General features: G+C 70.9%; 17 protein-coding genes. 2 read left to right on the top strand and 15 right to left on the bottom strand.

The genetic code is table 11. The features are described from left to right. Positions 1-50: 50 nt before the first annotated feature. The 8 genes from ACFV0T_RS30120 to ruvC all read right to left on the bottom strand — a co-directional run bounded on the left by ACFV0T_RS30120 (position 51) and on the right by ruvC (position 9,299). Positions 51-2,573, bottom strand: a complete 2,523-nt coding sequence (locus ACFV0T_RS30120; RefSeq protein WP_385785798.1) for a RelA/SpoT family protein — start codon at positions 2,571-2,573, stop codon at positions 51-53. A 171-nt stretch (positions 2,574-2,744) separates the two neighbouring features. Next, a complete protein-coding gene (locus ACFV0T_RS30115; protein ID WP_385785795.1) occupies positions 2,745-3,293 on the bottom strand; it encodes an adenine phosphoribosyltransferase in 549 nt (182 codons plus the stop codon). Then, positions 3,290-4,399, bottom strand: a complete 1,110-nt coding sequence (gene secF / locus ACFV0T_RS30110; protein WP_385785793.1) for a protein translocase subunit SecF — start codon at positions 4,397-4,399, stop codon at positions 3,290-3,292. The genes ACFV0T_RS30115 and secF overlap by 4 nt, the downstream gene beginning before the upstream one ends. Position 4,400: 1 nt before the next feature. After that, positions 4,401-6,158, bottom strand: coding sequence for a protein translocase subunit SecD (gene secD / locus ACFV0T_RS30105; protein ID WP_385785790.1), 1,758 nt, complete (start codon positions 6,156-6,158; stop codon positions 4,401-4,403). Positions 6,159-6,291: 133 nt separating this feature from the next. Beyond that, on the bottom strand, positions 6,292-6,798 hold the full coding sequence (gene yajC / locus ACFV0T_RS30100) for a preprotein translocase subunit YajC (protein ID WP_385785787.1): 507 nt from the start codon (positions 6,796-6,798) through the stop codon (positions 6,292-6,294). Positions 6,799-6,965: 167 nt separating this feature from the next. Beyond that, on the bottom strand, positions 6,966-8,036 hold the full coding sequence (gene ruvB, locus ACFV0T_RS30095) for a Holliday junction branch migration DNA helicase RuvB (RefSeq protein WP_385785784.1): 1,071 nt from the start codon (positions 8,034-8,036) through the stop codon (positions 6,966-6,968). 130 nt (positions 8,037-8,166) lie between these two features. Next, complete coding sequence (gene ruvA, locus ACFV0T_RS30090) at positions 8,167-8,772, bottom strand: Holliday junction branch migration protein RuvA (protein ID WP_385785781.1); 606 nt, start codon at positions 8,770-8,772, stop codon at positions 8,167-8,169. Beyond that, positions 8,769-9,299 carry a crossover junction endodeoxyribonuclease RuvC gene (gene ruvC, locus ACFV0T_RS30085; protein WP_385785779.1) on the bottom strand — a complete coding sequence of 177 codons (531 nt, stop codon included), beginning with the start codon at positions 9,297-9,299 and terminating at the stop codon, positions 8,769-8,771. The genes ruvA and ruvC overlap by 4 nt, the downstream gene beginning before the upstream one ends. 329 nt (positions 9,300-9,628) lie before the next feature. Here ruvC and ACFV0T_RS30080 point away from each other — a divergent pair, with 329 nt between their 5' ends. Further along, positions 9,629-9,931: a hypothetical protein gene (locus ACFV0T_RS30080; protein WP_385785777.1), complete on the top strand. Its 303-nt coding sequence runs from the start codon at positions 9,629-9,631 to the stop codon at positions 9,929-9,931. Positions 9,932-10,013: 82 nt separating this feature from the next. Here ACFV0T_RS30080 and ACFV0T_RS30075 read toward each other — a convergent pair whose 3' ends face one another. The 7 genes from ACFV0T_RS30075 to pgsA form a co-directional block, all read right to left on the bottom strand. Then, positions 10,014-10,766, bottom strand: coding sequence for a YebC/PmpR family DNA-binding transcriptional regulator (locus ACFV0T_RS30075; protein ID WP_385785774.1), 753 nt, complete (start codon positions 10,764-10,766; stop codon positions 10,014-10,016). A 48-nt stretch (positions 10,767-10,814) separates the two neighbouring features. Further along, positions 10,815-11,420: a pyridoxal 5'-phosphate synthase glutaminase subunit PdxT gene (gene pdxT / locus ACFV0T_RS30070; RefSeq protein WP_385785771.1), complete on the bottom strand. Its 606-nt coding sequence runs from the start codon at positions 11,418-11,420 to the stop codon at positions 10,815-10,817. A 6-nt stretch (positions 11,421-11,426) separates the two neighbouring features. Further along, positions 11,427-12,341 carry a pyridoxal 5'-phosphate synthase lyase subunit PdxS gene (pdxS, locus tag ACFV0T_RS30065; protein ID WP_385785768.1) on the bottom strand — a complete coding sequence of 305 codons (915 nt, stop codon included), beginning with the start codon at positions 12,339-12,341 and terminating at the stop codon, positions 11,427-11,429. Between the two features lie 136 nt (positions 12,342-12,477). Beyond that, entirely contained in the window at positions 12,478-13,020 is a 543-nt protein-coding gene (locus ACFV0T_RS30060) for a hypothetical protein (RefSeq protein WP_385785766.1), read from the bottom strand. An 851-nt stretch (positions 13,021-13,871) separates the two neighbouring features. After that, on the bottom strand, positions 13,872-15,038 hold the full coding sequence (locus ACFV0T_RS30055) for a glycosyltransferase family 4 protein (protein ID WP_385785763.1): 1,167 nt from the start codon (positions 15,036-15,038) through the stop codon (positions 13,872-13,874). Beyond that, positions 15,035-15,943 (bottom strand): phosphatidylinositol mannoside acyltransferase, encoded by a 909-nt coding sequence (locus ACFV0T_RS30050; RefSeq protein WP_385785760.1) that lies wholly within the window; start codon positions 15,941-15,943, stop codon positions 15,035-15,037. Before ACFV0T_RS30050 ends, ACFV0T_RS30055 begins: the two co-directional genes overlap by 4 nt. Beyond that, positions 15,940-16,689 carry a phosphatidylinositol phosphate synthase gene (gene pgsA, locus ACFV0T_RS30045; protein ID WP_385785808.1) on the bottom strand — a complete coding sequence of 250 codons (750 nt, stop codon included), beginning with the start codon at positions 16,687-16,689 and terminating at the stop codon, positions 15,940-15,942. The genes ACFV0T_RS30050 and pgsA overlap by 4 nt, the downstream gene beginning before the upstream one ends. A gap of 250 nt (positions 16,690-16,939) precedes the next feature. Here pgsA and ACFV0T_RS30040 point away from each other — a divergent pair, with 250 nt between their 5' ends. Beyond that, positions 16,940-19,138, top strand: coding sequence for an elongation factor G-like protein EF-G2 (locus ACFV0T_RS30040; RefSeq protein ID WP_385785758.1), 2,199 nt, complete (start codon positions 16,940-16,942; stop codon positions 19,136-19,138). Positions 19,139-19,337: the final 199 nt, after the last annotated feature.

Raw genomic sequence — 19,337 nt, 5'->3', positions numbered from 1 at the left:
AGGCCCGCGTACGCGGTGTACGGGGGCCTCTCGCGTGCGTGGGCCGGTCGCTACGGCCGGCGGGCCGAGGTGACCCGGTAGACGTCGTAGACGCCCTCCACTCCCCTGACCGCCTTCAGGACGTGCCCGAGGTGCTTCGGGTCGCCCATCTCGAAGGTGAAGCGGGAGGTGGCGACGCGGTCGCGGGAGGTCTGGACGGCCGCGGAGAGGATGTTGACGTGCTGGTCCGACAGCACCCGCGTGACGTCCGAGAGGAGCCGGGAGCGGTCCAGCGCCTCGACCTGGATGGCGACCAGGAAGACGGAGGACTGCGTGGGCGCCCACTCGACCTCGAGGATGCGCTCCGGTTCGCGCGACAGTGACTCCACGTTGACGCAGTCGCTGCGGTGAACCGATACTCCGCTCCCACGTGTCACGAAGCCGATGATCGGGTCGCCAGGAACCGGCGTACAGCAGCGGGCCAGCTTGACCCACACGTCGTCGACGCCCTTGACCACCACGCCGGGGTCGGCGTTGGAGCGGCGCTTGCGGCCGCGGCCGCGCGCGGGCGGCACGCTCTCGTCGATCTCCTCGGTGGCGGCCTCCTCACCGCCGAGTGCCTGGACGAGCTTCTGTACGACGTTCTGCGCGGCGACATGACCCTCGCCGATCGCCGCGTACAGCGACGAGATGTCGGGGTAGCGCATCTCGTGCGCGAGCGTGACGAGTGAGTCGCCCGTCAGGATCCGCTGGATCGGCAGGTTCTGCTTGCGCATCGCGCGGGCGATGGCGTCCTTGCCCTGCTCGATCGCCTCGTCACGGCGCTCCTTGGAGAACCACGCCCGGATCTTGTTGCGGGCCCGGGGCGACTTGACGAAGTTCAGCCAGTCCCGGGACGGTCCGGCACCGGCCGCCTTGGACGTGAAGACCTCGACCAGGTCGCCGTTGTCCAGGGTCGATTCCAGCGGTACGAGACGCCCGTTGACGCGGGCTCCTATGGTGCGGTGGCCCACCTCGGTGTGCACCGCGTACGAGAAGTCCACGGGAGTGGCGCCGGCGGGCAGCGCTATCACGTCGCCCTTGGGCGTGAAGACGAAGACCTCGTTGCGCGACAGGTCGAAGCGCAGCGACTCCAGGAACTCGCCCGGGTCCTCGGTCTCCTTCTGCCAGTCGAGCAGTTGCCGCAGCCACGCCATGTCGTTGAGGTGGTCGTCCTTGCCGGTGCTCTTGGGCGCGTCCGAGCGCACCTTGGAGGCGCCGGCCACGGCCTCCTGCTTGTACTTCCAGTGCGCGGCGATGCCGTACTCGGCACGGCGGTGCATGTCGAAGGTGCGGATCTGCAGTTCGACCGGCTTGCCGTTGGGGCCGATGACCGTCGTGTGCAGCGACTGGTACATGTTGAACTTGGGCATCGCGATGTAGTCCTTGAACCGGCCGGGGACCGGGTTCCATCGCGCGTGCACCGTGCCGAGGGCCGCGTAGCAGTCGCGGACGGTGTCCACGAGGACGCGGATGCCCACCAGGTCGTAGATCTCCGCGAAGTCACGGCCGCGGACGATCATCTTCTGGTAGACGCTGTAGTAGTGCTTCGGCCGGCCGGTGACGGTCGCCTTGATGCGGGCGGCGCGCAGGTCGGACTGGACCTCGTCGGTCACTATGGCCAGATACTCGTCACGCTTCGGTGCCCTTTCGGCCACCAGCCGTACGATCTCGTCGTACATCTTGGGGTAGAGAATCGCGAAGGCGAGGTCCTCCAGCTCCCACTTGATGGTGTTCATACCCAGGCGATGAGCCAGCGGCGCGTAGATCTCCAGGGTCTCGCGCGCCTTCTTCTCCTGCTTCTCGCGCTTGAGATAGCGCATGGTGCGCATGTTGTGCAGCCGGTCCGCGAGCTTGATGACCAGGACGCGCGGGTCCTTGGCCATCGCGACGACCATCTTCCGGACGGTCTCGGCCTGGGCGGCCTCGCCGAACTTGACCTTGTCCAGCTTGGTGACGCCGTCGACGAGCAGGGCCACGGTGTCGCCGAAGTCGCGGCGCAGCTGTTCCAGGCCGTACTCGGTGTCCTCGACGGTGTCGTGCAGCAGGCCTGCCATCAGGGTGGCCGGGTCCATGCCCAGCTCGGCGAGGATGGTGGTCACGGCGAGCGGGTGCGTGATGTACGGGTCGCCGCTCTTGCGCTTCTGCCCGCGGTGCCAGCGCTCGGCGACCTGGTAGGCCTTCTCGATCTGCCGCAGCGTCGAGGTCTCGATCTTCGGGTCGTTGCTGCGCACTATGCGCAGCAGCGGCTCCAGGACCGGGTTGTAGGGGTTGGCGCGCTGGACGCCGAGGCGGGCGAGGCGGGCACGGACGCGGTTGGAGGAGCCGGAGCGGCCGGGCTGGCCGGACGTCGGGCGCGCGGCGGACGCGCTCGCGGCGCGCTCGGGCACCGCCGGCTTGGGGCGCGAGGCCTCGGCCGGCTTGTCGGCGGGCGCGGAGCGGTCGTGTTCGACCGGCCCACGAGCGTCGTTCTTCGCATGCGGCGCGGGCGTCGCCGCGGGGCCCGGGGCGGGCTCGGGCTTGGCGGCGGTCAGGTGCTGGGCCTCATCTGCCAAGAGGACTCCTCGTGCGCGGTCCGGGTCCCCCGGTCAGGCTCCGGAGCACCCATCGTAGCGATCCTCGGCCGCGGGATCGCCTTCAGCCCGATGTGAGGGGCTTGCACAGGTGCAACGCAAGAGGCGGGCGCCGGATTCCTCCGGGCCCGCCTCGCTGCCTTGCAGCGCCGGTCAGACGGTGAGCAGTGCCTCCAGCGGGGCCCCGTTCAGGGCGGCCTCCAGGCGGGGGCGGCCGGCGAGGAAACCGAGCTCCATCAGCACGGCGGCACCCACTACCTCGGCGCCCGCGCGGCGGATCAGCTGGATCGAGGCCTCGGCGGTACCACCGGTGGCGAGCACGTCGTCGACGATCAGCACACGGTCCTGTGCGCTGAGGTCCTCGGCGTGCACCTCGATCTCGGCGGAGCCGTACTCCAGGTCGTACGCCTGGCTGAGGGTGGCTCCGGGGAGCTTGCCCGCCTTGCGTACGGGGATGAAGCCGAGGCGCGCTCGGACGGCGACGGGGGCGCCGAGGATGAAGCCCCGGGCCTCCAGGCCGACGATCTTCGTGGCGCCGGTGCGCTCGGCGATGCCCGCGAAGGCGTCGGTGAGCGCGCTGAACGCCACCGGGTCCGCCAGCAGCGGGGTGATGTCCTTGAACACCACGCCCGGCTCCGGATGGTCCGGCACATCACGGATCCTGCTGAGCAGCAGGTCCGTGATGTCGGTGAGCTCGGTCATCGGCGCTTCCCCGACGGTCGGCCACGGCCCCGGTTGCGGGACGCGGGCTGGCTGCGCGGGCCGACGACCGCGGCGGCGTCGTCCGGCTCGTCCGGGTCCAGACCGACGGACCGGGTCCCGGCGAGCTCCTCCTCGGCGGCGGCCTGGGCGCGCTTGGCCATGACCCGCTTCCTGAGGGCCTTCATCTGCGGCTCGCGCTCCTTGAGGTCGGCGACGAGCGGCGTGGCGATGAAGATCGAGGAGTACGCACCGGCCGCGAGGCCGACGAACAGCGACAGCGAGATGTCGTTGAGCGTGCCCGCGCCGAGCACACCGCCACCGATGAACAGCAGGCCCGCGACCGGCAGCAGCGCGACCACCGTGGTGTTGATGGAGCGGACCAGGGTGCTGTTGATCGAGCGGTTGGCGACGTCGCTGTACGTCCAGCGGGTCTGCTTGGTGATGTCCTTCGTCTGCTCCTTGAGGCTGTCGAAGACGACGACCGTGTCGTAGAGCGAATAACCGAGGATCGTCAGCAGACCGATGACCGTACCGGGCGTGACCTCGAAGCCGACCAGGGCGTAGATGCCGACCGTGATGGTGATGTCGTGGATCAGCGCGACCAGCGCGGCGATGGCCATGCGCCATTCGAAGGCGATGGCGAGGTAGATCACGACCAGGATCATGAAGATCACAAGGCCTTGCCAGGCCTTGGCGGCGATCTGGTCACCCCAGCTGGGACCGACCAGGTCCGCGGCGATCTCCTCCGCGGGAACCTTGAGGTCCTTGGACAGGGCGGTCTTGACCCCGTTGGACTTGCCGGTGTCCACGCCGGAGATCTGGATGCGCAGCTCGCCGCCGCCGAGCCGCTGAACGACCGCCTGGTGGCCGGACGCCTGCTCCGCGTACGTCTCCGCCTGCGAGACCGAGACGCTGGTCTTCGGGGTGGTGAAGACGGCACCGCCCTCGAACTCGATGCCCATGTTCAGGCCGCGCACCGTCAGGCCGAGGATGGCCGTGATGGTGATCAGGATCGAGATGCCGTACCAGATCTTGCGGTTGCCGACGAAGTCGTAACCGACCTCGCCACGGTGCAGTCGGGCGCCAAGGTTGCCGAGCTTCGACATCTCACGCCTCCTTCGTCTCGGCGGGGGCGGAGGGACGGCGGGTGCCGCGCAGCGGCGGCTTTGCACCCAGTCGCTTGGGGTCGAGGCCGGACCAGCTGTGACCGTTCGAGAAGAACTTCCTGCGGGCCAGGATCGTCATCAGCGGCTTGGTGAACAGGAAGACGACGACCACGTCGAGCAGGGTGGTCAGACCGAGCGTGAACGCGAAGCCCTGGACCTTGCCGACGGTGACGATGAAGAGCACCGCGGCGGCCAGGAACGACACGAAGTCGGAGACCAGGATGGTGCGCCGGGCACGCGGCCAGGCCCGCTCGACGGCGGGGCGCAGCGTGCGGCCCTCGCGGATCTCGTCCCTTATGCGTTCGAAGAACACGATGAACGAGTCCGCGGTGATACCGATCGCGACGATCGCACCACAGACCGCCGGCAGGTTCAGCGCGAAGTGGATGGTCGGGCCGAGCAGCGCCATGATCACGTACGTGAGCACCGCGGAGACCAGCAGCGAGGCGATCGCGATGAGCGACAGACCCCGGTAGTAGAACACCAGGTAGATGACGACCAGCGCGAGGCCGATGGCGCCGGCGATCAGACCGGCGTGCAGCTGGTCGCCACCGAGGGCGGCGGTCACCGTGGTGACGCTCGCCTCCTTGAAGGTCAGCGGGAGCGCGCCGTACGACAGCATGTTGGCGAGGCTCTGGGCCTCCGCCTGGTCGAAGCTGCCGGAGATCTCCGCGTTGCCGCCGGTCAGCGCCTGGCTGACGTACGGGTCGGAGACGACGTCACCGTCGAGGACGATGGCGAACTGGTTCTGCGGGGCCTGCTGCTTGGCCAGCTGGCCGGTGACGTCCGCGAACTTCTTGGCGCCCTTGGACGTGAAGTCCATCGTGACGGTCCAGCCCGCGGCGGTCTGGGTGTTGAAGATGGCCTGGGCCTTCTTCACGTCCGTGCCGTCGACCTGGGCCGGACCGAGCACGTACTTCTGCCACTGGTTCTGCGAGTTCTTGCCGCACGCGAGGGTCGTGTCCTCGGGCTTGGAACCCTTGCCGGCGTCGGCCCGGTCCGTCGCCTTCGTGCAGTCCAGCGCGGCGTACTGCGCCTGCAGCTTCGCGGCCGCCGCGTCGGCGGAGCCGCTGGGGGACGGGGTGGCGGAGGCGCTGCCGGAGGCCGAGCCGCTCGGCGACGGCGTGGAGTCGGCCTTCAGGGCGTCGGTGACCGCTCGTCCCTGCGAGGTGGCGGTCGCCGACGGGGTCGAGGAGCCGGAGGGAGACGCGGACGAGGTCGCCTTGTCGGTCGCCTTGCTCGAAGGACTGCCGGAGGCGCTCGGCGACGGGCTGGCCGTCGCGGCGGCGCCGGAGACCTCCGTCGCGATGACCGGCCGGAAGTACAGCTTGGCCGTGGTGCCGACCTGCTGACGGGCCTCCTCGGAGTTCGTGCCCTTGGGGATGTTGACGATGATGTTCCGCGTGCCCTGCGTCTGGACCTCGGTCTCCGAGACACCAAGACCATTGACACGGCGGTTCATGATGTCGACCGCGGTGTCCATGTTGGTCTTGTTGATCGCGGATTCCTGGCCCGGCTCGGGGACCGCCTGGAGCGTGATGCTCGTACCGCCGGCCAGGTCGATGCCGAGACGCGGAGTGGTGTGCCCGGAGGCGAACATCCCCCCGGTGAGCGCCGCGATGGCGATCAGGATCAGGGCCAGCGAGCGCCCCGGCTTGCTCTGGGCGCTCGCGCTCCGGCCCTTCTTAGGTGCTGCCACCTTCTCGTACTCCCTCTCGGGCCGCTCCGCGCCGGGTCAGCGCGGCAGTGGCCATGACATGGTGTCGGGACCCGCTGCGAGATGCGCGTGCCCGGGGCGCGCGGACGAGTCCCGCGCGTGTCCCGGGTGGCGCCTACTTCGCGTCGGTGTCGCCGTCGGTCTTCTTCGGCTCTTCGTCCGTCTTGGCCTCGGCGGCGTCGGCGGCCTCGCCGGACGGCTCCTCGGTCGCGTCCTTCTTGCCGAGGTCGACGGACTTGTCGCCGGAGACGGCGGCAGCTTCGTCGGCGGGCTCGTCGGCCTCGGTGAGGGAGGAAGCGTTGTCCGGGACGACCGTGGTGTCGGACTTCAGGTCGTGCTCGACGCCGTGGACGATGCGGTTGTACTCGTCGTCGGTCAGGACCGCACCGATGGCGTTCTTCGCGAAGAGCAGATCCACACCCGGGCCGGCGTCGACGAGGACCGTGTCCTCGTTGACCTCCTTGACCGTCGCGTACATGCCCCCGATGGTGCGGATGCCGCTGCCGGGCTGCATATCGTTGCGCATCTGCGCAGCCTGCTGCTGCTTCTTCTTGGCCGACCGGGTCATCAGGAACATGGCCCCGATGAGCACGATGAACGGGAGGAGGGTCACGAGACTCACGGGTCGGAACTTCCTTCACACGACCGCGGGTGGTGAGCGGCCTGATGGTTGGGGGTATGTGTACCGCCTGTCAGAGGCGGCATCGGCGGAGTCTAAGCGAGTCCGCGTGCATGGAACAACGCTCAGCATGGCACCTGGGTTCCAGACCCGGCCACTGTCCCCCGCCGTCACGCCCCGAACAGGTCCCCTTGTCCGTTTCCCGCGGTTGAGGAGCGGGGCGGAGTGAGCCCGAGGTGCGCCCAGGCGGCGGGCGTGGCCACCCGTCCGCGGGGGGTACGGGCCAGCAGCCCCTCCCGCACGAGGAACGGTTCGGCGACCTCCTCCACGGTCTCACGTTCCTCCCCGACCGCTACCGCCAGCGTCGACAGACCGACCGGCCCGCCGCCGAACAGCTTCAGCAGTGCCTCCAGGACACCCCGGTCCAGGCGGTCCAGGCCGCGGGCGTCGACCTCGTAGACCGCCAGGGCCGCCGCGGCGATCTCCGTCGTGATGAACCCGTCGGCCTTGACCTGCGCGTAGTCCCGGACACGGCGCAGCAGGCGGTTGGCGATGCGGGGCGTTCCGCGGGAGCGGCCGGCGATCTCGGCGGCGCCGGCGGTGTCGATCTCGACGTCGAGCAGGTTCGCCGAGCGGTGGATGACGCGCTCCAGCTCGGCGGGCGCGTAGAACTCCATGTGCGCGGTGAAGCCGAAGCGGTCGCGCAAGGGGGGCGGCAGCAGGCCCGCGCGCGTGGTGGCGCCGACCAGGGTGAAGGGGGGCAGTTCCAGGGGGATGGCGGTGGCGCCTGGGCCCTTGCCGACGATGACGTCGACGCGGAAGTCCTCCATGGCCATGTAGAGCATCTCCTCGGCGGGCCGCGACATGCGGTGGATCTCGTCGAGGAAGAGGACCTCGCCCTCCTGGAGAGAGGACAGGATCGCGGCGAGGTCGCCGGCGTGCTGGATGGCGGGGCCGCTGGTGATGCGGATGGGGGCACCCATCTCGGCCGCGATGATCATGGAAAGCGTGGTCTTGCCTAGGCCGGGGGCGCCGGAGAGCAGCACGTGGTCGGCGGTGGCGCCGCGCGCGCGTGCGGCGCGCAGCACCAGGTCGAGCTGTTCGCGGACCTTCTCCTGGCCGATGAACTCGCCGAGGTCCTTGGGGCGCAGGGCGGCCTCGACGGCCTGGTCGTCGCGGTCGGCGACAGGGCCCACCAGCCGCTCGGCGGCGGAGGCGTCGGTCGGGTCGTCCCAGTTCATGGAGTGTGCCTCGGGGTCTCGTGGATGCGCGGTGGCTCGGTGGGGCCGGCCGCCTACGGATCGGCGGGCTCGGGCCGGCCCGCGTGGGGTGTGCGGGGCGCGGTCGCTCGGCGGTTTCCGTCGCGGTGGGTCAGCGGGCTCGGTTCAGCGTCTGCAGGGCCGACCGCAGGAGCTGGCCCACCTGGGGCGGGCCCCCTCCCGCCTCGGCCTGGGGGGCGACGGCGGACACGGCCTCGTCCGCCTCGCGGTTCGCGTAGCCGAGACCGATGAGGGCGGCGTGCAGCTGGTCGCGCCAGCCGCTGGTGACCGCCGCTCCCACGGCTGGTGCGCCAGTCGGAGCGCCCAGCCGGTCCTTCAGTTCCAGCAGGAGTTTCTGGGCGCCCTTCTTGCCGATGCCGGGGACGGCGGTGAGGGCCTTCTCGTCGTCCGTGGCGACGGCCCGGCGCAGGGCGTCCGGGGTGTGCACGGCGAGCATCGCCTGCGCGAGGCGCGGGCCGACGCCGCTCGCCGTCTGCAACAGCACGAACACCTGGCGCTCGTCGTCGTCCGCGAAGCCGTACAGCGTCAGCGAGTCCTCCCGTACGACGAGGGAGGTGGCGAGCTTGGCGGGCTGACCGAGGCGCAGCGTCGAGAGCGTGTTCGGCGCGCACTGGACGGCCATGCCGACGCCGCCCACCTCGATCACCGCGGCGTCGGGGGCGAGGGCGGCGACCGTGCCGCTCACGAAGGCGATCATGCCGTACGGCCTTTCGATGCGTGCAGGGCGACGGCCTGCTGGAGTCGGTTCTGCGCGGGGGCCCGCCAGATGTGGCAGATGGCGAGGGCGAGGGCGTCGGCCGCGTCGGCGGGCTTGGGCGGTGCGTCGAGCCGCAGCAGCCGGGTCACCATCGCGCCGACCTGCGCCTTGTCGGCTCGGCCACTGCCGGTGACGGCGGCCTTGACCTCGCTGGGGGTGTGCAGGGCGACGGGAATGCCGCGCCGGGCCGCACAGAGCATGGCGACCGCGCTGGCCTGGGCGGTGCCCATCACCGTCCGCACGTTGTGCTGGCTGAACACCCGCTCCACGGCGACGAATTCGGGCCGGTACTCGTCCAGCCACCGCTCGATGCCCTGCTCGACGGCCACGAGCCGGTGACCCAGGTCCGCGTCCGCGGGCGTACGCACGACGCCGACGCCGCACATCATCAACGGCCGTCCCGCGACGCCCTCGACGACTCCGACACCGCATCGGGTCAGTCCTGGATCCACACCGAGTACGCGCACCGCGCTCCTTCTCCTCCCCGCCCCTGTCCGTCCTGCTGCGCCAGGCTATCCGGCGGCACCGACAACGCGAGGCCGCCGGGGCCGGGGGCTCGGTCCGGGGTGCCACAGCGGCCGCACGGAATGTTTAAAGGAAAGGCAAAAGATCATCTTCAGATGATCCCTATTAATCTGACAAGTCGCCAGAAACCCGGTCGTCGTCGACCTTTTTCGATTGCTTCGCACGCTTGATCACTTATAGCTTCCAGGGCGACGTGCACAGCTGACCACTGTGCGCATTCGAGCGAACTGACGTTCGCATCGACCACATCACACGAGAAATCGGGGAATCCATGCGTTCCATAGCGAAGGTTGCCGTGACGGCGTCCGTCCTGCTGGCCGGCCTGGCTGTCGCGACTCCCGCGCAGGCGGCGGCCGACTCCAAGCACACCGGCCGCAGCGGCTGCTTCAACTGGTCGTGGGCGGACGGCGTTTCGACGACCACCGTCTACTTCCACAACATCTGCGACAAGAAGGCCACCATCAACATCTGGTGGAAGGACGGCCGGGTCGACGTGATGCGCGCCGCCACCGTCGCCGCCGACGGCAAGGGCCACATCAAGCACGCCGGCAGCGTGAAGAGCATCGACGGCTGATCCGACGCCGCACGCCGCACGCCGTATGACGAACGGCCCGCCGAAGGAGACTTCGGCGGGCCGTTCCGTCTGTCCGGTGCGATCAGGCGTCGACCTTCGCCATGACCTCGTCGCTGACGTCGAAGTTGGCGAAGACGTTCTGCACGTCGTCGCTGTCCTCCAGGGCGTCGATCAACTTGAAGATCTTCCGGGCGCCCTCCTCGTCCAGCTCGACCTGCATGGTCGGGACGAAGTTGGCGTCGGCGGAGTCGTAGTCGATGCCGGCCTCCTGGAGCGCGGTGCGCACCGCGACCAGGTCGGTGGCCTCGGAGAGGACCTCGAAGGACTCGCCGAGGTCGTTGACCTCTTCGGCGCCCGCGTCGAGCACGGCGCCCAGGACGTCGTCCTCGGTCAGCTCACCCTTGGGCACGATCACGACGCCCTTGCGGTTGAACAGGTACGAGACGGAGCCCGGGTCGGCCATGTTGCCGCCGTTGCGCGTCATGGCGACGCGGACGTCCGAGGCCGCGCGGTTGCGGTTGTCGGTGAGGCACTCGATGAGCACCGCGACACCGTTGGGACCGTAACCCTCGTACATGATCGTCTCGTAGTCGGCGCCACCGGCCTCGAGACCGGCGCCGCGCTTGACCGCGGAGTCGATGTTCTTGTTCGGGACCGAGCTCTTCTTGGCCTTCTGGATGGCGTCGAACAGCGTCGGGTTTCCGGACACGTCGGCGCCACCGGTACGGGCCGCGACTTCGATGTTCTTGATCATCTTCGCGAAGAGCTTGCCGCGCTTGGCGTCGATCACGGCCTTCTTGTGCTTCGTCGTAGCCCATTTAGAGTGGCCGGACATCTGCCTGTCTCCTTCGCGTTACCCAACTCTGTACGAACCCCAGAGATCCTACAAGGACTCCGCTGTCCGGTTCGCGCGCACCATGTCGACGAACAGGGCGTGCACGCGGTGGTCGCCGGTCAGTTCCGGGTGGAACGACGTGGCGAGCGCGTTGCCCTGGCGTACGGCGACGATGTGGCCCTCGTGCTCGGCGAGCACCTCGGCCTCGGCGCCCACGGACTCGACCCAGGGGGCACGGATGAAGACGCCCTCTACAGGATCGCCCTCGACACCGTCGACGGCGACCGCCGCCTCGAAGGACTCGTTCTGACGTCCGAAGGCGTTGCGGCGCACGATCATGTCGATGCCGCCGACGGTCTCCTGGCCCGAACGCGGGTCCAGGATCTTGTCGGCGAGCATGATCATGCCGGCGCAGGTGCCGTAGACCGGCATGCCGCCGCGTACACGCGCGCGAAGGGGCTCCATCACGCCGAAGAGGACGGCCAGCTTGGAGATGGTGGTGGACTCGCCACCGGGGATGACCAGGCCGTCCACGGCGTCGAGCTCTTCAGGGCGCCGAACCGGCCTGGCCACGGCATCAGCCGCGGCCAGGGCGATCAGGTGCTCCCGTACGTCGCCCTGAAGGGCCAGGACGCCAATGACAGGAGTGTTCATGGGTGGTTACCAGCCGCGGTTGGCGTAGCGCTCGGCCTCGGGGAGGGTGTCGCAGTTGATGCCGACCATGGCCTCGCCCAGGTTGCGGGACGCGTCCGCGATGATCTTCGGGTCGTCGTAGAAGGTGGTGGCCTTCACGATGGCGGCGGCGCGCTTGGCCGGGTCGCCTGACTTGAAGATGCCGGAGCCGACGAAGACGCCCTCGGCGCCGAGCTGACGCATCAGGGCGGCGTCGGCCGGGGTGGCGACACCACCGGCGGAGAACAGCACGACCGGGAGCTTGCCGAGCTCGGCGACCTCCTTGACGATCTCGTACGGGGCGCGCAGCTCCTTGGCGGCGGCGTACAGCTCGTTGTTGTCGTAGCCGCGCAGCCTGGCGATCTCGTTCTTGATCTGGCGCAGGTGGCGGACGGCCTCGACGACGTTGCCGGTGCCGGCCTCGCCCTTGGAGCGGATCATCGCGGCACCCTCGGCGATGCGGCGCAGGGCCTCACCGAGGTTGGTGGCGCCGCAGACGAAGGGGGTCGTGAACGCCCACTTGTCGGAGTGGTTGACCTCGTCGGCCGGGGTGAGGACCTCGGACTCGTCGATGTAGTCGACGCCGAGCGACTGCAGGACCTGGGCCTCGACGAAGTGGCCGATGCGGGACTTGGCCATGACCGGGATCGAGACGGCGTCGATGATGCCCTCGATCATGTCCGGGTCGGACATCCGGGCCACGCCGCCGTCCTTGCGGATGTCGGCCGGGACCCGCTCCAGGGCCATGACGGCGACGGCGCCCGCGTCCTCGGCGATCTTGGCCTGCTCGGGCGTGACGACGTCCATGATCACGCCGCCCTTGAGCTGCTCGGCCATGCCGCGCTTCACGCGGGCCGTGCCCGTCTCGGGGGCCTGGGCGGGGGTGGGGATCGTGCTGGACACGGGGTGACCTCACTCGGTGAAGAGGATTTGTGCAGCACTGACGAAACGGGATTGGACCAGGCCACAGCAAGGGCCAATGCGAAGCCGGTGGATCCTTTTGTCCGCGGCCCCTCGGACCGGACCGGCCGGACAGGTCCTAGACCGGGCGGTCGGTCAGGGCGCTCGGCGGCTCGTCGTCCATCTCGAAGGCCATGGGGAAGGGGGCGTGTCCGGCCAGCCGGAACCAGCGCACCTTGCGGTGCTCCCGGAGCCTGCGTGCCGCTCCCACGGCGTCGTTGTGGAAACGCCGGGCCATCGGCACCCGCCGTACGGCCTCCGTGAGTTCGAGGGCCGCCGCCTCTCCCCCGGGTGCCTCGCGCACTGCCTCCACCTGCTGCGGAACCGCGAAGACGGCGCGCAGCGCCTGGCTCAGCTCGCTCTCGGCGACCTCGCGCTGTTCCTCCTCCGCCTGCCGGGCGGCGTGCGCGGCCTCGTACAGCACGATGGAGGCGGCCGGGTCGAGCACCCCGGAGGTCGCCAGTTCCTGGGCCACGGAGGCCCGGCGCAGCAGCTGGGCGTCGAGCGCGGCGCGGGCCGCGTCGATCCGCGCGTGCAGCCGGTCGAGCCGGCCCGCGGTCCAGCTGAGGTAGAGGCCGATCGCCGCGAGGGCGACGAGGATCCAGATCAGGGTTGCGGTCACGGGCGGCAAGGCTACCGGGGCGACGACGGGCACCCACCGTGGAGGGACCGCCTGGACACCTGGCCGCGCCGGCCCCGCTCCACGGATGCCTGACGCCTCTGTCGGCCGACGGATGCTCGGGCGGCTGTCCGGTTGGTTGCGCGGGCGGGTCGGTCCGGCGGCGGGCGGCGGGGCGGGGTCGGTCCGGCGGCGGGCGGCCGAGCAAGGTCGGTCCGGCGACGGGGCACCCGGCGGGGTCGGTCTGGCGGGGGCGGACGCCCGGCCGAAGTCGGTCCGGCGGCAGAAGCACGACCGGAGTCGGTCCGGCGGGGGCGGACGCCCAGCCGAAGTCGGTCCGGCGGCAGAAGCACGACCGGAGTCGGTCCGGCGGCGGGCGCCCGAGCAAGGTCGGTCAGGCGACGGGGCACCCGGCGGGGTCGGTCCGGCGGGGGCGGACGCCCGGCCGAGGTCGGTCCGGCGGCAGAAGCACGACCGGAGTCGGTCCGGCGGCGGGCGGCCGAGCAGGGTCGGTCCGATGGCGGAAGCCTGGCCGACTCGGTCCGGCGGCAGAAGCCCGGCCGGGGCCAGTCGCGGGGGCGCCCGGCCGGAGCCGGTCCGGTCGCGGGCCCCCGGCCCGCACCGCCGCCTCCCACGGTCCGCACCGCCGCCTCCCACGGTCCGCGCAGGGAGCGGCCTCTCAGCCATCCCGCCCGCACAGCGGCCCTCAGCCGGGCGGGCAGTGAGCCGCCCTCGGCAGACGGGAGACCGCCGCCATCACGTCCGTCGGCAGACGGGCAGGCAGGCAGGCAGGCAGGCAGAAGATCCTCGTCCTCCCGCTTCCGCCCGTCGGCACGCGGCAGCCCGGCGTTCCGTCAGTCCCGCGCCAAGCCCAGCCGTGCTCGCAGGCCCGGGCTCCGGTCGTCCGCCGCCGCGACCGCCGCGGCGCCCGCCGTGACCGTCTCGTAGACGGACAGGATGTCCGCGCCGACCGTCGACCAGTCGAACCGCCGGACATGGGCGCTGCCCCGCTCGCGCAGCTCGGCGAGGCGGGCCGGGTCGGCGAGGAGGCGTACCGCCGCCTCGGCCAGCGCGTCGGCGTCCTCGTTGGCGAACAGCTCGCCCGCCGCCCCCTGGTCGAGGACCTGCGCGAAGGCGTCCAGGTCGGAGGCGAGGACCGGGGCGCCGGCCGACATCGCCTCGACGAGGATGATGCCGAAGCTCTCGCCGCCGGTGTTGGGGGCGACGTACAGGTCGACGCTGCGCAGGAAACTCGCCTTGTCCTCGTCGCTGATCATGCCGAGGAACTCCACCCGGGAGCGCAGCTCCTTCGGCAGGGTCTCCACCGCCTCCTCCTCGTCGCCCCGACCGGCGATCAGGAGCCTGGTCTGCGGGCGGGCGGCGAGGATCTTCGGCAGGGCCCGCATCAGGACCGGCAGACCCTTGCGGGGCTCGTCGATACGCCCTATGAAGCCGATCGTGTCGCCCTGCCACTCGGGCTTGGGTTCGGCGTCGGCGAAGAAGTCGACGTCGACGCCGTTGGGGATCACGACCGCGTCCCCGCCGAGGTGCTCGACGAGGGTGCGCCGGGCGTACTCGCTCACGGCGATCCGCGCGCTGATCTTCTCCAGCGCGGCCTGGAGGATCGAGTACGCGGCGATCATGGCCCGGGAGCGCGGGTTGGACGTGTGGAAGGTGGCCACGATCGGGCCCTGCGCGGCCCAGCAGGCCAGCAGGCCCAGCGACGGCGACGTCGGCTCGTGGATGTGGATCACGTCGAACTCGCCGTCGTGCAGCCAGCGGCGTACGCGCGCGGCGCTCAGGAAGCCGAAGTTCAGCCGGGCCACCGAGCCGTTGTAGGGCACCGGGACCGCGCGGCCTGCCGAGACGACGTACGGCGGCAGCGGGGTGTCGTCGTCGGCGGGCGCGAGGACGGACACCTCGTGGCCGAGGCGGATGAAGTACGCGGCGAGGTCGCGGATGTGGAACTGGACGCCGCCCGGCACGTCCCACGAGTACGGGCAGACGATCCCGATCCTCACGAGGGCCCCTTCCCGGGGTCGAGATCTGCGAGCCACAGCCGTTGCAGCATGTGCCAGTCCTCCGGATGGTCGGCGATCCCGGTGGCGAAGGCATCGGCCAGCGCCTGTGTCATCACAGACGTCTTCTCGGCGCGCGTACCTGTCTCGGGCACCTCGATCGGGGGATGGACCCGGCCGCGCATGACGGGTGAGTCGTCGTACCAGAGCGTGACGGGCAGCAGCAGCGCGCCCGTCTGCTGGGCGAGCAGGGCCGGGCCCGCGGGCATCCGGGCCGTGTCGCCGAAGAACTTGACCTCGACGCCGGAGGCGGACAGGTCGCGCTCGGCGACCAGGCAGATCAGGCCGCCGTCGCGCAGTCGCCGGGCGAGCGTGCCGAAGGCGGTACCGCCGCTGTGCGGCAGGACCTCCATGCCCAGTCCCTCGCGATAGGCGACGAAGCGGTCGTACAGCGTCTCCGGCTTCAGGCGCTCGGCGACCGTGGTGAAGGGCGTCTCCAGCCCGGTGGTGACCCAGGCACCGGCCAGGTCCCAGTTCGCCATGTGCGGCAGCGCGAGGATCACGCCCCGGTCGGAGGCGAGTCCGTCGGTCAGGTGGTGCACGTCCTGGGGGTCGAAGCCGTTCCTTATCCGCTCGGCGCTCCAGGTCGGCAGCCGGAAGGACTCCATCCAGTAGCGCAGGTACGAGCGCATCCCCGCGCGCGAGAGCTCGGCGAGGCGCTCCGGGCTCGCGTCGGGCACCACGCGCGCGTAGTTGCTCTCCAGCCGCTGGACGCCCTTGCCGCGTCGCTTCCAGGCGAGGTCGGCGACGGTCCGGCCGAGCCGTACGGCGACCGGCTCGGGCAGCTTCTTGACGGTGCCCCAGCCGAGGCCGTAGAGCGCGTCCGTCAGCCGCTCCCGGGCGCTCACTTCGCGGCCCCGCTCCCCCGGGAGGTGTTCCCCTGCCCGGCCGCGGCCGCCTCCGCCGCCGCCTCCGCCTCCGCGGACTCCCGGCGGACCGTGACGACGCGCTGGATCAGCGTGACGAGGCTGCCGACGGCGACGATCCACAGCGCGACGGGCAGCAGGTACTGGATGCCGGGCACGCCGAACTTGTGCAGGCCCGCGAGCCCGGCCGCGACCAGTGAGACCACCAGCCGCTCGGCGCGCTCCACGAGCCCGTTGACGGCGACCGGAAGGCCGATCGACTCGCCGCGCGCCTTGGTGTACGACACCACCTGCCCGCTGGCCAGGCAGAAGATGGAGACGGCGCACAGGACGTTGTCGTCGCCGTTGCCCGCGTACCAGAGCGCGAAGCCGCCGAAGATCGCGCCGTCGGCCACCCGGTCGAGCGTGGAGTCCAGGAAGGCGCCCCAGCGGCTGGTGCGCCCCAGCTGGCGGGCCATGTTGCCGTCGACGAGGTCGGAGAACACGAACAGGGTGATGACGATCGTGCCCCAGAAGAACTCGCCCCGCGGGTAGAAGACCAGCGCGCCCGCCATCACGCCGGCGGTACCGATCAGCGTGACCGTGTCGGGGCTCACGCCCCGACGGATGAGAAACGCGGCGAACGGTGTGAGGACACGCGTGAAGAATGCACGCGCGTACTTGTTCAGCATGGCCTTCCCGAGGGTCGGTGTGGCCGAGCGGCCCCTGCTGGCCACCGGCTGGCCCATCGTAGCCACGCGCGCTCATCTGCGACGGGCGGGCACCCATGGGCCGTGTCACGTCCTGACGGCATACGGGTCACGGCCCGGTCGCGGATCCGCCACCCCGGCCGGGTGGCAGGATCGCGTCCGCCGTATGGACGCACCGTGACAGGAGTGGAAAGCTCGAAGGACCGCGGGCGCCATCGGAGCCGCCACCGCACGCGGATCCGGGATGCCCGCGCCCACAGTGACCTCACCGTGCACGGGAGGCAGGACCATGGGCGACAAGGCGAACGCACACCCCGGAGCCGCCGGCAGAGCTACGGCGGCCGACCATCCCGCGTCCGTACGGAATGTGGTGCTGGTCGGCCACTGCGGATCGGGCAAGACGACTCTGGTGGAGGCTCTCGCGCTGACCGCGGGAGCGGTGAACCGGGCGGGCCGTGTGGAGGACGGCGGCACCGTCTCCGACTACGACGACATCGAACACCGGCAGCAGCGCTCGGTGCAGTTGTCCCTGGTGCCCGTCGAATGGGACGGCATCAAGATCAATCTGCTGGACACCCCCGGATACGCCGACTTCGTCGGCGAACTCAGGGCCGGTCTGCGCGCGGCGGACGCGGCCCTCTTCGTCGTCTCGGCCTCTGACGGGGTGGACGGCTCGACCCGCATGGTGTGGGAGGAGTGCGCGGCCGTCGGCATGCCGCGCGCGATCGTCGTCACGCACCTGGAGTCGGCCCGGGCCGACTTCGTGGAGATGACGCGGATCTGCGCGGAGGCCTTCGGCGGGGACGACCCCGACGCGGTGCTGCCGCTGTACCTGCCGCTGCACGGCCCGGCGGCGCCGGACGGGCACGCGCCCGTGACCGGACTGACCGGGCTGCTGTCGCAGAAGCTGTTCGACTACTCCTCCGGGGAGCGCGAGGAGTCCGAGCCGGGGCCGGACGCGCTGCCGGGGCTCGAGGAGGCCCGCAACCGGCTGATCGAGGGGATCATCTCCGAGAGCGAGGACGAGACCCTCATGGACCGCTACCTCGGCGGCGCGGAGATCGACGTCAAGACGCTGGTGGAGGACCTGGAGCGGGCCGTCGCGCGCGGGACGTTCTTCCCCGTGCTGGCCGCCGCCCCCGCGGCCGAGGGCGCCCGGCAGGGCATCGGCACGGTCGAGCTGCTCGAACTGATCACCAGGGGCTTCCCGACGCCTCTGGAGCGCGCGGCGCCGCGGGTCACCACCATCGACGGCAGGGAGCGCGAGCTGACACCGTGCGATCCCGGCGGGCCGCTCGTCGCCGAGGTGGTGAAGACGGCGTCCGACCCGTACGTCGGCCGGGTCTCCCTGGTCCGCGTCTTCTCCGGCACCCTGCGTCCCGACGAGACGATCCACGTCTCCGGGCACGGGCTGGCGGACCGCGGCCACGAGGACCACGACGTCGACGAACGGATCGGCGCCCTGTCCGCGCCGTTCGGCAAGCAGCAACGGGTGCTGTCGCAGTGCATCGCGGGCGACCTCGCGTGCGTGGCGAAGCTGAGCCGCGCGGAGACCGGGGACACCCTCTCGGCCAAGGACGACCCGCTGTTGATGGAGCCGTGGCAGATGCCCGACCCGCTGCTGCCGCTGGCGATCGAGGCGCACAGCAAGGCCGACGAGGACAAGCTCTCGCAGGGGCTGGGGCGGCTGGTCGCCGAGGACCCGACGATGCGTCTGGAACAGAACCAGGACACCCACCAGGTGGTCCTTTGGTGCCTCGGGGAGGCCCACGCGGACGTGGCCCTGGAACGGCTGCGCAGCCGGTACGGCGTCCAGGTCGACGTCGTGCCGTACAAGGTCTCCCTGCGGGAGACGTTCGCCGGCCGGTCCGCCGGGCGCGGACGGCATGTGAAGCAGTCCGGCGGGCACGGGCAGTTCGCCATCTGCGAGATCGAGATCGAACCGCTGCCGGGCGGCTCCGGCATCGAGTTCGTCGACAAGGTGATCGGCGGTGCGGTGCCCCGGCAGTTCATCCCGTCGGTGGAGAAAGGCGTCCGGGCCCAGGCCGCCAGAGGCATCGCGGCGGGACACCCCCTCGTCGACATCCGGGTCACGCTGCTGGACGGCAAGGCGCACTCGGTGGACTCCTCCGACGCCGCCTTCCAGACGGCGGGCGCGCTCGCGCTGCGGGAGGCCGCGTCCGACGCGAGGATCCACCTGCTGGAGCCGGTGGCCGAGGTGACCGTCCTGGTCGGCGACGACTACGTGGGCGCGGTGATGAGCGATCTGTCCGGGCGGCGCGGCCGGGTGCTCGGCACCGAACAGGTGAGCACCGGGCGCACCCTCGTCCGGGCGGAGGTGCCCGAGATCGAGATCGGCCGGTACGCCGTCGACCTGCGGTCGCTGTCGCACGGCACCGCGCGCTTCAACCGCACGTACGCGCGGCACGAGCCGATGCCGCCACAGGTCGCCGAGCGGGTGCGCGAACAGGCGCAGGAAGTCTCGTAGTCGGCGCACAAACGCGCACAACCGGCTTGTGCACCAGGGCAGTACGCCACGGTGCGACCGGTCGCGCTGGAATGTTCCCCTCCGCGTCGGGGGGGCCCGGGCCCCCGGCCCCGCCCCCAAAAGGGGACGGGGGCGTAAGGGACGGGCAGAGAAAAAAAGTGGGGGGGGGCGGCGGGACGGCTTCGCCCCCCGGCGCGGC

The organism is Streptomyces sp. NPDC059582, from assembly GCF_042735715.1.
Classification (GTDB): domain Bacteria; phylum Actinomycetota; class Actinomycetes; order Streptomycetales; family Streptomycetaceae; genus Streptomyces.
The sequence above is the reverse complement of the archived record's forward strand: the minus strand, read 5'-3'. Positions and strand labels throughout refer to the sequence as shown.

Excerpts from the sequence above, each read along its gene's own strand:
- ACFV0T_RS30115 (WP_385785795.1), bottom strand. The coding sequence starts at position 3,293 with ATGACCGAGCTCACCGACATCACGGACCTGCTGCTCAGCAGGATCCGT.
- secF (WP_385785793.1), bottom strand. The coding sequence starts at position 4,399 with ATGTCGAAGCTCGGCAACCTTGGCGCCCGACTGCACCGTGGCGAGGTC.
- ruvB (WP_385785784.1), bottom strand. The coding sequence starts at position 8,036 with ATGAACTGGGACGACCCGACCGACGCCTCCGCCGCCGAGCGGCTGGTG.
- ruvA (WP_385785781.1), bottom strand. The coding sequence starts at position 8,772 with ATGATCGCCTTCGTGAGCGGCACGGTCGCCGCCCTCGCCCCCGACGCC.
- ACFV0T_RS30080 (WP_385785777.1), top strand. The coding sequence starts at position 9,629 with ATGCGTTCCATAGCGAAGGTTGCCGTGACGGCGTCCGTCCTGCTGGCC.
- ACFV0T_RS30075 (WP_385785774.1), bottom strand. The coding sequence starts at position 10,766 with ATGTCCGGCCACTCTAAATGGGCTACGACGAAGCACAAGAAGGCCGTG.
- pdxT (WP_385785771.1), bottom strand. The coding sequence starts at position 11,420 with ATGAACACTCCTGTCATTGGCGTCCTGGCCCTTCAGGGCGACGTACGG.
- pgsA (WP_385785808.1), bottom strand. The coding sequence starts at position 16,689 with ATGGGCCAGCCGGTGGCCAGCAGGGGCCGCTCGGCCACACCGACCCTC.
- ACFV0T_RS30040 (WP_385785758.1), top strand. The coding sequence starts at position 16,940 with ATGGGCGACAAGGCGAACGCACACCCCGGAGCCGCCGGCAGAGCTACG.